Below are 14,854 nucleotides of genomic sequence, written 5' to 3' on the forward strand. Positions count from 1 at the left end.
TTTGGAGGAATTGACATCAGGCCATTGCGCGACCTTGCTGCTCTGACTAGCTCGTAAACGCGGTCACCACGCGATCGCGCCCTTCCAACTTCGCCCGATAGAGCGCCGCATCTGCCGCCCGAATAATCGCCTCTCCCGTCTGTCCGTGTTCCGGGAAGCACGCCACCCCCACCGACAGCGAAATCGGATCGAGCAACTCCCGCCGATGTTCGACATTTAAAAACTTGACCCCCTCGCGGATCTCCTCGGCCCGGCGAATCGTATTTTCTAACGACGCTTCCGGGAAAATCAGGGTCAACTCTTCCCCGCCATAGCGACAGGCGATATCGGAATCGCGAATATTGCGTTTCAAAAAGCGCCCCAACTCGCGCAATACCGCATCCCCTGCCTCGTGTCCGAAAGTATCGTTAAACCGTTTGAAATGGTCTACATCGAGCATTAAAATCCCCAACGGCTGCCCGGCCCGCGAGGCCCGGTGGACTTCCCGTTCGAGGGATTCTTCTAAATAACGGCGGTTGAACAGGCCCGTGAGGGGGTCGCGAATACTTTCGTATTGGAGGGTTTCGCGCAATTTCAAATTCGCCAGAGCCAGGGCGATATGTTCGCAAACCGTGCGCGCCAACTTCTGTTTGGCTTCGCTCAAGGCTTCGAGCTGGGTGCTACTCAAGTGCAGCATCCCCCAGGTCATCCCCGTGGCCATCATCGGCACGCAAAGCGATCGCCCGTCCAGGGCTACCCGTCTCACATGAGAACAGAGCAGTCCCACATCTTTGCCGTCCACAACGTGAGATCGTCCCCGCCGTAACGCCCAGCACTCGTGGGGGACGAACAGGGATTCCCCTTGTTGAGCCGCGCCCCAATCCGCCACCAATTCCACTAAATTATTGGAATTGTTAATCGCAAAAATGCCGCCGGAACAGTCGGGAAACAACGGCTGTAAAAAACTCGGCAGCGCCTTGTAGGCTTCTTCGACCGTCAGACACGCTTGCAGGAAATCGCTCATTTCCCCGAGTAACGCCATCTCGCGGTTGCGTAATTCGAGTTGTTCCACCCAGCACTTGAGCTGACTGTTGGCTTGATGCAGTTGCTGTTCGGTTTGCTTGCGTTCGGTAATGTCCGACGCCGTACCGAGGATCTGCTTCGGTTTGCCATCTGCCGTGCGGGTGAAAATAATATCGCGGCTGTAAAACCAGTGCCAGTGACCGTTTTTATCTTCGATGCGATACTCGCGCTCCATAATTTCGCCGTCCGCCACCCGATCCAATTTGGCGAGTTGTTGGTGGAGTCGGGACAAATCGTCCGGGTGCATCACTTGTGCGAAAAACTCGACGCCCATGTTTTCAATGTCCTGGGGCGTATAGCCCAAAATTTCGGCAAATTCGCGGTTGGCGTAGGTATTGCGCCGTTCGAGGGTGTCGTAGATGTAGAGGAGGTTGGGGGTGGTTTCGGTAATTTTTTCGATAAAACGCTGTTTTTCTCGTAAGGCTTCTTCTGCTTCTTTGCGTTCGGTAATGTCGCGATTGCTCACGCGCAATCCCAGCCATTCCCCCTCACTGCTGTAAACGGGTTGGCAAATATGGGCGACCCAGCGCACCTGACCGTTGCGATGGACGATGCGGAAGTCGAAGGCGAAGATTTTGGGATTGACTAACTCGTCCTGCAAGGAGGTAACGACGGGATCGCGGTCTTCGGGATGTATCAGGGAATACAATAGTTGGCGATCGGAAAGGAACTCGGCGACGCTGTAGCCGGAAATGCGCTCGCACGAGGCGGACATGTAGACGAATTCGCCGTCGGGAGCGATCCAGTATTCCCAATCGTAGGTAAAGTTAGCCAGGGTGCGAAACCGTTCTTCGCTTTGGCGCAGGGCTTGTTCGGCGCTTTTGCGCTCGGTAATGTCGGTATAAATGCCGATCGCGCCGACGATTTGTCCGGCGGGGTTTTTGATGGCGTCGGCTCGTAAGGAAATCTGGCGCTGGCGCCCCGTGCGACTGTGCATTTCGACTTCGCCTTTCCAGGATTCGCCGCGAACCGTGGTGGAAAAGACTTCCCGGAAGCAATCGACATCGGCGAACAGGACGGCGGCACCTCCGGCAGCATTGAGGTCTTCGACGTTATATTCAAACAGTTCGATAAAGGCGCTGTTATGGTAGGTGGATTGTCCGTTGAGGTCGCTCATGGCGATCGCGTCGCTGGAACTTTCGACGGCTTTGCTAATGCGCAATAAGGTTTCTTCGGCGTGTTTGCGATCGTCGATATCGACGCAAGAGACGATCGCCCCGGCAAATTCGCCGTTCGGGGTCAGGCGCGGCACTCCGGTATGCAAAATCCAGCGATATTCGCCGCGCGCGCAAAACAGCCGATATTCGACCCGCCAGCTCTTGCGACCTTTGAGGGCGGCGAAAAAGCCATTTAAGGTGCGCTTGCGGTCTTCCGGGTGGAGGCATTCGATCCAACCTTTCCCGGCGGCTTCTGCGGGGGTCTGTCCGGTAAAGTCGAGCCAGGTTTTGTTGAAAAAGGTGCCGTTCCCGTCGGCGTCGGCGAGCCAGATCATCACCGGGGCATTATCGGCCATCAGCCGAAAACGCTGCTCGCTCTCGCGCAGGGCTTGTTCGGCGGCTTGACGCTCCTTGATGTCGCGTCCGACCGCTTGAAACTCGCGCACGAGACCGCGTTCGTCGAAAATCGCCCGTTTGCTCCACTGGAGGGCGCGCCGTTCTCCGTCGGGCAGGACGACGGGGTATTCGAGGACGATGCTGGGATGCTCGGGGGTGAGCTGTTGGAGGCGATCGCCCGCTTCGCTCAGGCTCTCTTCGGGGAGGGTGGCGAGGAAGTTGCTGCCGAGGGCTTGCGATCGCTCTTGTTGGAAGTAGCGACAGTAAGCGTCGTTGACGAAGGTCACGGTGCCGTCGGGTAAAAAGCGACAGACTAATTCGGTTTGATCTTCGACGATCGCCCGATAGCGCCACTCGCTTTCCCGTAGGGCTTGTTGTGCTTTTTGGCGGTCGGCGATTTCGCGCAGCAACTCTTCGTTGAGTTGCATCAGTTGGTCGGTGCGCTCTTCGATCCGTCGTTCGAGGTTTTCGTTGAGCTGTTTGAGGCTAGTTTCTTCGGCGCGACGGGCGATCGTGGCGGTGGCGATCGTGTACTTGCCGTTTGCTTCGCGGGTGGCGAGGGGCATTTTCGACCAGACGATCGGGATCGGGTCGCCGTCGGCGTCTTTCCAGGTGCTTTCCCAGGGGCGATCGCCGTTACCGACGAGCCAGTCGTGGAAGGCTTCGGCCCGTGCTTCCGACTCGAACAGGTCCGCCAGTCGTCGCTCGCGCAGGGCTTCGTCGGAGCTTCCCAAGCTCGCCTCGGTGTGAGGATCTACTTGCACGATCCGACCTCGGGGGTCGATGACGACGACGAGGGAGCGTTCGGCGACGGCTTTTGAGCTTCTTTCCCGTTGGATTTGCCGTTCGAGCTGTTGCTGTTGGCGGGCGCCTTCGCCCAGGTGTTGCTGTAAATCGTGCTGTCGGATGGCGATCGCCAGTTGCACGGCCAATTGTTCGGCCCACTCGATTTCCCAACTCTTCCAACGGCGAAGGCGGCGGGCGTACTGGACGACGAGCAATCCCCACGGTCGTTCGGGGGCGCTTCCTTGGAGATCGAGCGGGGCCAGGGGTTGAAGTTCCCCACGGGCGATCGGAAGGACGAGTTGGGCTTTAACGCCCAATTTTTGCAAGGGTTTGACGACTTCTTCCGGCAGTCCGCTACTGCTGAGATTGGCGATCGCCTGGCGCTCTCCTTTGGCGAAGGCTCCGATCCAATCGGCGATCTCGACCGCCGTCGAGGGGACGGTTCCCACGGATGGCACCCCCGGCGCCGTGGCTTCGCTTTCGATCGCCGGGGTGCCGTCGTCGAGGAAGCGACAGAGGATCGCGCGATCGCTGCCGAGGACTTCGCGCACTTCCCTCGCGATCGGGCCGAAAATTTCGCTGAGGGGGCGATTTTGATAGGTTTTGAGGGCAATTTGTTCTAACAGGCGATCGCTTCTGGCACTTCGGCGCCTGCGGGTTCGGCTCGCTCTCGACCCCGAATTCGATCTCGAAGCCCGCGACAGTTGACGATTTTCCGCACTCAGTTGACCCACTTTTTGCTGCAAAGTTTGAATGACGCCGTACAGGTCTACCGGATCGATCGCCCGCAATAAGCTCGCCTGGGTGACGATGCCGAGTAATTCGCCCTTCTCGTCACGACAAATCGCCCGTCGCACTCCCTGGCGTTGCATTTCCAGATGGGCGACCCACAAGGAATCGTCCGGTTTGACACAAACCACGGCTTCGCCGATGACTTCCCGGGCGGGAATGCCGATAAAATCCAAGTTTAACCCCCGAGCGCGCACGAGATCTCGTTTGCTGACGATGCCGAGGGGACGGCGAGACGATCGCCCCGGACTGGAGAGTTCGCACACGATCGCGCATTCGTGTTGGTGACGGGCGATCGCCTGTACGATGTCTTGCAAGGAACTGTTCGCACTCACGCAAATTCCTTGGGTGTCGATCGCCTCGACGACTCGCCGCAATTTGAGTAGGTCTACCGGATGCCAGCACGATTGCAAGCTTTGGGAACTCACCAGTCCGACGAGGCGATCGCGATCGTCTAGGACGGGTAAATAACCGACCCCATATCCTTTTAACAAGTTGACAATGGCGAATAGGTCGCTCAAGTTTGACTGACGAATGGTAATTAAATTGCGGTTCATGACCTCGCCTGCGGTCAATCGGTCGAGTTTGATTTCTCGCAAGAGACATTCGACGATCTCCCCTTCGCCAATCGATCCGACTAACCGATTATTTTCGACAACCAATACGCAACTCGCTCGCGCTTCGTTGAAGCCGTGGCGATCGAGGGGATTCGATTTTTGCCGTAAGGTACATAAGTTACTTTCCTGACTCATTAACGCCACGATTTTCTCTAAAGAAGTGCTGGCGGAAACGGTCACGGGATGACGGTCGATCGCCGCATCTAACAGATCGGAACAGACCGAGGAGTTCTGAAGGTACATAGCATGGTGGGACTCGCTTGAGTAGGGCACTCGGTGAATTGCAGGCCCGGTTGAATCTTCTGAGCCGTCGAAGGTCGTTTATCCGACGGATCTTAAAGCTGAAAATGATTTCCCCTTTTTTATATTACCGCGATCCCCCAGCCTTTTAAATAAATAAAAGTTTACTTTACTCGCGATCGCCTTCGTTCTCTTGAGTCGATCTCCACGGGCAGGGTCGTCAAAACCGTCGGGGATCTTCTTCAAGTTTATGTAAAAGAAATCTCCGAAGTTTAAAGAGTTGATAAACTGATTGCAAGCTTAGGTTTTGGCGTTTCCTCCTTCGGCGATCGCCTTCCCGATTGGCAGCCCCGTTCAAATCCCTTGCCCATAAAAGTTAACAAAAATTTAAGGATTTTCATCGCCGTTCGGGTCGGTGATTTTGAAGTCGGTCACCGTAATTTGTTCGCCCGTTCTCCCTCGTTTCTAGCTCGAAAAAGGGGCCCGTCGGGAGGGCATCCGGGGGACTTCCCGAGGCTGGCGATCGCCATTTCTTATATAAACCCTTGGCGACACCGAGGGAAAATCGATTCCCCTAGAGAGAGAAAAAAACAGAGGGTTGATTGAGAAGACGACCCACAATTTGTCCGACGCCGAGGCGATCGAGCGCAATTCATCTATATTCATATTGGCCTCATATTGGCCGACCCAGTGCGCTTCAAGACGGCTCTAACGGCGCACTCCTCCATCCACCGATCGCACCTCCGGGCTGGAAAAGGTCTCGCCACCACTGACCCAGTTAAAATCGCTAATCCTTAAAGTGAGGTTTCCGATCGCTCGCTCCGGGTTATAGCTCAGTGTTACACCATAAGTGCGACGACTGTACTCTATACGGTAATCCGTCCCGATCCGCTCTCCCGTATCCAAGTTAATCGACGTTTGCACCCCGAGGCGGAACGGACCGTAAATTTGCTGGACGATTCCAGCAGACAGTACCTTGGCATCCGCAATGCGATCGAACAAGAACGGCGATTCCCCATCTTGCCAAACGCGCGACAATCCCAAGTTAAACCCAGTATAGTCCAACCAAGGGCGAGAAAAATGACCGAACTGTCCCTGAATGCCGATCGTTCCTGTCAATGTATTTTGGGTATCGTCGTTGCTGTACGCGGTAGCGACTGCCGTCAAGCCGCCAAAGAGACTGACGTAGGGAACCACTGGAGCATTCGTATAACGTAGCCCTTGCGTTGGGGTCGCGGGCAAGCTATCACCTTTCCACAATAGCACCCCGCGACTGAGAGAGGCACTGGCTTGGTAGCGATTGAGGTCGATGCGGTTATTTTCCCGAATCGGTTCGAGCAATTCGAGGCGATCGCTGTCCGCTTCGATCGCCTGGGCACTGCCTTGATAGCTCAAATTAAACCCAGTTTTCCCCAAGGGAATCACCGGAGAGGTGACCACCACCCCGAGACTTTGCTGGACTGTTTGATAGCCCAACGACCCGTTAAAGAGGCGATCGCGGTAAGAATATTCCCCGGAGACGCGATAGCCGCCGAGTTGTTGCTGTAGGCGCAAACTGCCGCGAAAATTGTCATTTTCGTTGGGATCGAGGGGGTTTTCCTCGTCGCCGTTAAAGTCGAAATTGGTAAACACCGCCGATCCGGTCAAGGTCGTCGTCGGCGTCAAATTCCCCTGCAATTTCGCCTTGAGTCCGAAGAGGCGATCGAAGGTTCCGGTTCCTTCTTCGAGGGATCGCTGGAGGTAATATTGGGGGATTAAATTGAGGCGAAACGGGCCGGGAAGGGGCGGCGCCACGGTGCTTTCTACGTACAACCCGCCTCGGTCTTCGCGGTCGTAACCGAAGCGAATCAGAGACGGATCGCGATCGGAGCGATCGATAATCACCCGTTCGCGCACGATCGGGATCGAAACTTTTTGGTCGAACACCAAGCGGCCCCGTTTGGCGACGATTTCATCTTGTTCTGGAGACAGGCGCCGACCTCGGGCGTATTCCGCGCGAAATTCCAATTCTGGAGGGGAAAACGGATCGTTCGAGATCCGCACGTTGGTTCCTTCCCAGCCTTCATCGTTGAAATTGAGGCGTTCGGCTTCAAAGCGCAAGCGGTTGAGGGTTCCCCCGATCGCGGGCAAGCCAAATTGGCGCCCGCCTCCGGTTCCGACGAAGACGCCGCCCCCGGGTAACACCCGTTTGGGCGGTTGTCCGGCGCGCAGGCGATCGACCAGGGCGCGGTCTTGCAAGGCGGTGGACGTGACATCGGTGGGTAAGGGCGGACCGAAATCTTGGGCGGCGGAGGGGAAAAAGAGTTCCCCTCGGGCGACGTTGACTTCGCCGAGGTTACGAACGGTATCGTATTCGATGCGATCGCCGCGCAGCACTTGCGGCCCTTTAGTATAGATGGCGTCTCCTTCGGCGACGGCAATCCGGCTATCGAGATTCATTTGCAGCCAGTCGGACGCCAGGATCGCCCCGCGAAAGCGCATTAAAACCTCTCCTTCGGCGGTGACGACTCGGGCCTCGGTATCGTACTGTTGGCGGTTCGATCGCAGTTCCACGACCTGAGAGGGGATGACTTCCGCAGGCGGACTGGTCGGGGCGGGGTTCGCGACTTGTGGGGATTGACCGCTTTGCCGGGTATAGACCGATTCGAGGCTTCGGTAAAAATCACCGGGCGATCGGTGCGGGAGACTGTGGGGTTCTCCGGGAATTTTGCGCAGCACTTGCCCGATTTTGCTCGGATCCGGTGCTGGAATTTCGCGGCGGGGTTTTACGGTTTTACCCGGGTTGCGCGCCGTGGACGGAAGGGGACGGGGCGCGTCGAAAAATTCGGTTTCGACGATCGCCTCGGGCGGGGCGATCGCTCCGGGACGGACTGAAGCGGGATCTCCGGTACGGCGATCGTCCCTCGGTTGCGGGGATAAGTCGATTTCGAGAGGCGTCCCGAGCAAGGACGCATCGGTGAGCGGTTGAAACAATTCCGAGCCGATCGCCTCTACAGACGGCGATCCTGGGGAAGAAAGGGCGGGCGATCGCGGGGTGGATGAACAGCGATAGTCGAAGGTAATGACAATAGAGGGTGGTTCGGGCGGGAGAGCCGGATAAGGCATATTTCTGAATCAAACATCAAAGAACACACAGCCCGGACGTACCACGTTCCCCCTGGAGCCAGCGCGGGCGACCCGAAGGCCGCCCCGTTTTGACGCTTACCAAGGATACAGCCTTGCTTATTCTAAATCGCGTCGTTTCGGGTTGCGCGCCGGGTCTCCATTTAAAAAGCCAAATACGAATAAGACAACAAAGAAAGTGACCGTCAAATAAACGGCAATTTTTAGGGTGACCATTACAGGATCTCCAAAACAATCTAAAAGGTTTGAGGGCTGTTGCTATCGAGATGTAGATAGCTCCCCTTATCATATCGAAATCAGGTTATTTTTTTTGACGTATTCCCGCTTTAAAGAGACGGGGATCCTAAATATCACTATTTAGAGTTTCTCTTTCGACGAGTTGGCCGATCTGTATCCAGACCGAGGCCAGTCTCTCCAGAGACGTTACTTTCCCTGCGCCCCAGGGTAGTTCCTAAACCAGCATGGCTTTATCATTTTAGCCTGGCATCGTATTATAGCGTGAAAGGTAAACGGATTCGATCGAAAACGCGATCGCTTCCCCTGGGAAGAACTGGGGATCTTCTGGAGAGGGATCGCGATCCCCACCAGGTTAGAGGGTCAATCTCGGCGCCATTTCAACGGTAGCGGTCGAGTTGGACGTGCAACCACTGCCACAAGGCGATCGCCTTTTCTTCGAGATAAAGCATGGCGCGATCGACCCATTCTAAAACCCGTTCTAGGGGATGTTTGACGTATTCCACTTGGGTGACACAGGCTTCGATCCAATCTGGATGGAATTCCGGGGTTTGGCCCGAGGGCGACGCGGTGGCGATCGTGGGGGAAGTGGTAGCGGCTTGGATCGCTGCGGTGGCGCTGGCGATCGCCCGATCGCGCTTCGCGACTTGGGCTTTGACCCGCTTTAAAGCGCGTTCCCCGGATGCAGACACTTTCGCCATCGTCGGTTTGGGGGCGGCGGCGATCGTCTCGCCGACCCACTGACCTTGGCGGAAGAGACCGAGATCGACGCTGAGGGGCTGGGGTAAACGGTGGGTTCGGGCTGGTTTGGGGACGGCGCGATCGCCCGCCAAGGTTCCCCGAGGCGATCGCCGTTCCAGTGCGTCGTCCTCCTCGATCTCCCCGGTCAGGGACGGTTCGCGGCTTCCGAAGAAATAGTCGATCGCCGCTTCGATTAAGGCTTGAATGCGCAAAATGGTCGCCGTCGGTTCTCCCGGGGCGATCGGCGATTGGGGGAACTCGTAAGGGTCGCTGACTAACGCCACTGCCAGATCTTGTACCCAGGCGATCGCCGGAACTGCCGTTTTTTCCACCCGGGCGATCGCGCGATCGAGTTTCATCAACGGACCGGCTAAGGGGAGAGTCTCGCCGATCGCGATCGCCGTTGCGGCCTCGATCGCCTCCGATGGCCGAATTTGGGGCGATCGGGTGACAATGGAACCCCCTTTTAAAAAGCTTCCCCATTGCGGCTGAATCCCCCGAGAACTCCCTTGAATCGCAGGAGTTGCCATTTTTGACCCTAACGGACGGGGAGCCGTTCCACCGAACAACGGTGGGCGATCGCCTCCTTGCAGTTCCCAGTCGATGCGATCGCGTAAAATTTGCTGTTGTTGCGGGGTTAAAATCCCTAAAATCCGATAATTTTCGCCGACGAGTACCAGCGATCGCGTTGCCAAATCGCTCGCCACTCCGATAATCTTAAGCTGCCCACGGGTCGATCCGCGCCACAGACGAGCCGCAAACGGTGCGATTTTACCATCAAACCACCGCGCGATCGCCTGCGGAACCGCCCGAATTTTGGCGATCGGGTGAACTTCGCGCACCTTGACAATCGCCCCGGGATCTGTTGCGCTATCCTCGGGGGCGATCGCCTCCACCGACATCAGCACCCGGGCGATCGGCGTATCCCCTTCCCGGGCTAAAATAGCGTCAGATCCAGCTTCTGGAGGCGCCGACGTCGCGGGTCGCGTCTCTCCCGTTCCCAACGTTTTCGCCCCGACACCTGCCGCCGGACGACCTTTAAGCCGTTTTCCCACCGTTCGAGTCGCCTGGTAAACCGCATAAACCGGAACCAACAACAAATGCACCCCAACTTGGGCAATTTCCTTAAGCTGGCGCGACGTTTTCTCCCACTGTTGCGCCATCTTGCGCGTTTTACCGTGGAGGAAATTAAAGACTCTGCTTTGATAGCGACCAGAAGACATAGCAGTTTGGCGATAACGGTGTTAAATCCGGGTGAACCCGGGGAAGTAGCTAGAGCAACCCCTGCTTTTTATGATAATCGGAAGTGGAGCAATTTATTTTGGCAAGGGTCGCGAGTCGGGAGACAATCACTGCAGACACTTCCCCACTCTAAAATCTAAACTCTAAAATCCCTCATGTTCCTCGACCGACTGCGCCAACTCGTTCGCTACGACCTGCGCCACACCTGGCATACTTGCAGCACAACCGACGATCTCTCCAGCGCCACAAACGCCGAAACCTTCTCCCAGTGGGCGATCGCGCCCTTGAACGATCGCGAGCATCTTGCCTGGGAACCGGGACGAGTGCTCTGGTTGGCGCAACGTCTCGTCATCCCCGCACACTTGAACGGCTATCCCGTCCACGATTGTATTTTACGACTGGCCTTAACCTGGTGGGCCGAACGAGCTCAAATTTTCGTCAATGGCGAACTCGTCGGCGAAGGCGATCTTTTCGATTGCCAAACCCGGATTGTACTCAGTTCCAAGACCACTCCAAATCAAGCGATCGATCTCGCTTTGCGCTTGGTCGCCCCCCATCACGATCCGGGGGCTTTAGTTCAGTCTCTCTGTTTGTACGAACGCCAAGGAGAATCGAGCCTCGACCCCGGGTTTTTTGCCGATGAAGTGTCTATTCTACAACAATTTATTCGATCTTCCAAGAATTCCGAACAAAAATTAGCGGAAATTGACCGTTTGCTCGACACAATCCCTTGGGATAGGGTAGGCGATCGCCCCCAATTCGAGCAAGCCTTAACCGAAATTCGCCAAACACTCTTATCTCAAACTGAACTTATTTCCACCTTTAACATTCACCTCCTCGGTCACGCCCATTTAGACCTAGCCTGGTTATGGCCGATCGCCGAAACCTGGGACGCCGCCCAACGGACCTTTGATTCCGTTTTAAACTTAATGGGAGACTTCCCCGATTTAACCTTCGGACATACCACCGCCGCCCTTTATTCCTGGATCGAACAACATCGCCCCGACTTATTTGCAGCCATTAGCAATCGCGTCAAAAGTGGTCAATGGGAAATTTTAGCCAGTTTGTGGGTCGAACCCGAACTCAACCTAATTAGCGGCGAGGCGATCGCCCGTCAAGTCCTTTACGGACAACAGTATTGTCTCGAAAAATTCGGTCAACTTTGCCCGGTGGCGTGGCTTCCCGACAGTTTCGGTTTTTGTTGGCAAATTCCCCAACTTTTCAAACAAGGTGGAATCGATTATTTCGTCACCCAAAAACTGCGCTGGAACGATACCACCGAGTTTCCTTACGAGGTCTTCTGGTGGCAGTCTCCCGACGGAACCCGCATTTTTAGCCTGATGTCTTCCCTCATCGGTCAGGCGATCGATCCGTTAAAAATGGCTAGCTATACCACCGACTGGAATCGCAAAACCGGGGGTAATTTTTGCTTATGGTTGCCGGGAGTTGGCGACCACGGCGGCGGTCCGACACGAGATATGTTAGAACTGCGCCAGCAATGGCAAGCTTCGCCCTTTTTCCCAGACACGAAATTTACCACGGCGATCGCCTATTTGCAAGAATTAGAAACATCTACAACCACGCCGGATTCTCTCCCGGTCTGGAATGACGAACTGTATTTAGAATTCCATCGCGGCTGTTATACGACTCACGCCGACCAAAAATTATGGAATCGTCGTTTAGAAGGGGGCTTATACGAAGCCGAGTTATTCGCCAGCTTTGCAGAAGCGATCGATAATTTAACTTATCCAAAATCGGAACTAGAATCGGCCTGGAAGACTTTATTATTTAATCAGTTTCATGATATTTTACCCGGTTCCTCAATTCCGGAAGTTTACGAGGAAGTCCGACCGGGATGGGAAAAAGCTGAGAAAGTCGTTAGCGATATTATTAAACAGTCTTTAAAGGCGATCGCCTCTCATATCGATCTGCCTACCCCTCCCCAGGAAAATGCCCGCGCGATCGCTGTTTTTAACAGTCTCAACTGGAGGCGATCGCCGATCGTTACTTTGACGTTATCTCCAGAGGAAATAAGCAGCAAGATTTACGACGGTGACGGTCGAGAAGTGCGATCGCAAATCATCGAAAATCGCCTGGTTTTTGAAGCTAACAAGATCCCTTCCATCGGATATCGCCTTTTCTGGCTGTGTCCCGCAGAAAAAGTGATTGTAAAGTCGGACATCTCCGAAGGAGACGATCCCAAATCTCCCCGGTTGAACCGAAACAGGTCTAATTCCTCATTCCCGCGAAAGGAGGAATGCAGCGAGATGTTTGTTTCCCCTCCAGTGAATAACGCCTACATCTTAGAAAATGACTTATTTCAAATTGAAATTGATGCAACAACGGGAAACATTGCTCAATTTTGGGATAAAATAGAACATCGAGAAGTTTTAAGCCATCCTGGCAATCAATTACAGTTTTTCGCCGATAGCGGACAATATTGGGATGCGTGGAATATCGATCCGGATTACGAACAACATCGCTTAACAGATGCCGTCTTAACTGAAATTAAATGGCAAAGTTATGGTAAGCTGGAACAGAGGGTACGAGTAGTTAGAAAATTTAGCCAATCTACCTTTATCCAGGATTATGTATTAGAAGCGAATTCGCCTGTTTTAAAAATAGAAACAACTGTAGATTGGCAAGAACGTCATGTTTTAGTGAAAGCGGCGTTTCCACTGAACTTAGAGGCCGACTTTGCGACTTACGAGATGCCCTGTGGGGCGATCGCGCGATCGACGCAACCCCAAACCGACGCAGAACGGGCAAAATGGGAAGTTCCGGCCATTCACTGGGCAGATTTAGGCGATCGCCACTATGGTGTCAGTGTATTAAATAACTGCAAATACGGTTATGATGCCAAACCCAATCAATTGCGTTTAACCCTATTGCGGGGGGCAACTTGGCCAAATCCTCAAGCGGATTTAGGACGACATCAGTTTATTTATGCGGTTTATCCCCATCGGGGAGATTGGAAGCAAGCGAATACTGTTCGTCGCGGCTACGAGTTGAATTTTCCGGTGAGAGTTATTGACATTGAGGATAATTTTAGCAAGAAAGATGCCAATCAGGACTATGTTTTATCGGCGAGTTCGACATTTCTAGAGTTATCGGCGAAAAATATAATAGTTATGGCGTTAAAACGGGCGCAAGACGATCGCCACGGCTGGGTTTTGCGCTGTTATGAAACTGAAGGAAAAGCGACAGAGGTTGAATTAAGGAGCGATCTCGATCTAAAATTAGGCGATCGCCTCGACTTGTTAGAACGACCTCTTAAAATGGCTGAAAGTCCGTCAACAGGAGTGAATTTCGCCGTGTCTCCCTGGCAAATTCTCACGCAGGCGATTCTGCGTCGCTTTCCGCCAGGGAACGCCCCCCAACCCGATTCCTCCCTGTAGAGCTCAAATACCGTTAAACTCTGCCTCGAATTTCTGTCCCCCTGTCCAATTGAGCGTTAGTACCACGTTTTGGGACATAAGTCAAGCAATGACGAGCTGCACGGAGCGATCGCCATTTCTTCAAGGGTAGGGCGACATTTTGGCGGGTTTTGAAGGCAATTGCTGCAAAATTTCCGGATTCGATTGTAGAAAATTGCAAAGGGAATTGAGGTGCGTTCGTGCAGCGACTCCAAAGGAGTCAGCAGCATCGCACCTCGGTTCAATTTCTATCGGTCTACCATCATGAACAAAATCAGTACCCAAGATTTTCTCGATGCTTATCAAGCGGGAAAACGCGATTTTGTCCTGTACGATCTGACGGGTTTCGACCTAGCGGGGGCTGATTTACGAAACATTCATTTAACAGGTGTCGATTTAATTGGAGCGAATTTAACGGGGGCAAATTTAAGCAACGCCGACTTAAGTGGAACGGACTTGACGCGAGCAAATTTGTCCGGGGCCGATCTGACGGGGGCGGATTTGACTCACGCCATGTTAGGCGAGACTAATTTCACCGGGGCGAACCTTTCTGGGGCGATTTTACGCGGAGTCATTTTACCCTGGGAGAAGGCGAAAGGGGCGAATTTTACGCGAGCGAATTTGACCGGGACGAAACTGATTCAAGGAAATTTGACGGAAGCTAATTTTACCGGAACTAATTTAGCTGGGGCAGATTTAGAAGATGCTATTTTAGAAAGGGCGAATTTCAGCGAAGCCTTTTTATTGGGCAGTTTTTTAAAACAGGCGAATTTAACTCGGGCGAGTTTCAACAAGGCTTATTTATTTGGCACCTTTTTAGTCGAAGCGAATTTAAACGGTGCCGATTTTAGCGAGGCGTCTTTAAATTGCGTCAATTTGCAAGGGGCTAATTTAAGCGAAACGAATTTAGAACAGGTTAAAAGTCTCAAGTTAACCTTAATCTTACCTGCTGTAGAACGGGGCGATCGCCCCCAATGGGATCGGTGGTGGCCCCCCGAAAAAAATGTCGCCGTCCAGCCCCAAATGGTGGCACGAACGGCAGCACTTTAGA

Annotated in this window: 6 protein-coding genes; 2 read left to right on the forward strand and 4 right to left on the reverse strand. The window is 54.1% G+C overall.

Features of this window, described 5'->3' with window-relative positions; genetic code table 11:
- Window positions 1-46: 46 nt before the first annotated feature.
- The 4 genes from HCG48_RS02345 to HCG48_RS02360 form a co-directional block, all read right to left on the reverse strand.
- Window positions 47-5,050 (reverse strand): PAS domain S-box protein, encoded by a 5,004-nt coding sequence (locus tag HCG48_RS02345; RefSeq protein WP_168567724.1) that lies wholly within the window; start codon window positions 5,048-5,050, stop codon window positions 47-49.
- 705 nt (window positions 5,051-5,755) lie between these two features.
- The gene (locus HCG48_RS02350) at window positions 5,756-8,152 is read right to left on the reverse strand and encodes a DUF3769 domain-containing protein (protein ID WP_168567725.1); all 2,397 of its coding nucleotides are present in this window, start codon (window positions 8,150-8,152) and stop codon (window positions 5,756-5,758) included.
- A gap of 117 nt (window positions 8,153-8,269) precedes the next feature.
- Window positions 8,270-8,386, reverse strand: coding sequence for a photosystem II reaction center protein I (locus HCG48_RS02355; RefSeq protein ID WP_168567726.1), 117 nt, complete (start codon window positions 8,384-8,386; stop codon window positions 8,270-8,272).
- Between the two features lie 398 nt (window positions 8,387-8,784).
- Window positions 8,785-10,368 carry a hypothetical protein gene (locus HCG48_RS02360; protein ID WP_168567727.1) on the reverse strand — a complete coding sequence of 528 codons (1,584 nt, stop codon included), beginning with the start codon at window positions 10,366-10,368 and terminating at the stop codon, window positions 8,785-8,787.
- 174 nt (window positions 10,369-10,542) lie between these two features.
- Between HCG48_RS02360 and HCG48_RS02365 the strand changes: the two genes are divergently transcribed.
- Window positions 10,543-13,785, forward strand: coding sequence for an alpha-mannosidase (locus tag HCG48_RS02365; protein WP_168567728.1), 3,243 nt, complete (start codon window positions 10,543-10,545; stop codon window positions 13,783-13,785).
- Between the two features lie 282 nt (window positions 13,786-14,067).
- Complete coding sequence (locus tag HCG48_RS02370) at window positions 14,068-14,853, forward strand: pentapeptide repeat-containing protein (RefSeq protein ID WP_168567729.1); 786 nt, start codon at window positions 14,068-14,070, stop codon at window positions 14,851-14,853.
- Window position 14,854: the final 1 nt, after the last annotated feature.

It is taken from the genome of Oxynema aestuarii AP17, from assembly GCF_012295525.1.
GTDB lineage: Bacteria > Cyanobacteriota > Cyanobacteriia > Cyanobacteriales > Laspinemataceae > Oxynema > Oxynema aestuarii.

What these genes read in the sequence shown, in the direction of transcription:
- HCG48_RS02360 (WP_168567727.1), bottom strand. Translation starts at nt 10,368, where the DNA reads ATGTCTTCTGGTCGCTATCAAAGCAGAGTCTTTAATTTCCTCCACGGT.
- HCG48_RS02370 (WP_168567729.1), top strand. Translation starts at nt 14,068, where the DNA reads ATGAACAAAATCAGTACCCAAGATTTTCTCGATGCTTATCAAGCGGGA.
- HCG48_RS02350 (WP_168567725.1), bottom strand. Translation starts at nt 8,152, where the DNA reads ATGCCTTATCCGGCTCTCCCGCCCGAACCACCCTCTATTGTCATTACC.
- HCG48_RS02365 (WP_168567728.1), top strand. Translation starts at nt 10,543, where the DNA reads ATGTTCCTCGACCGACTGCGCCAACTCGTTCGCTACGACCTGCGCCAC.
- HCG48_RS02355 (WP_168567726.1), bottom strand. Translation starts at nt 8,386, where the DNA reads ATGGTCACCCTAAAAATTGCCGTTTATTTGACGGTCACTTTCTTTGTT.
- HCG48_RS02345 (WP_168567724.1), bottom strand. Translation starts at nt 5,050, where the DNA reads ATGTACCTTCAGAACTCCTCGGTCTGTTCCGATCTGTTAGATGCGGCG.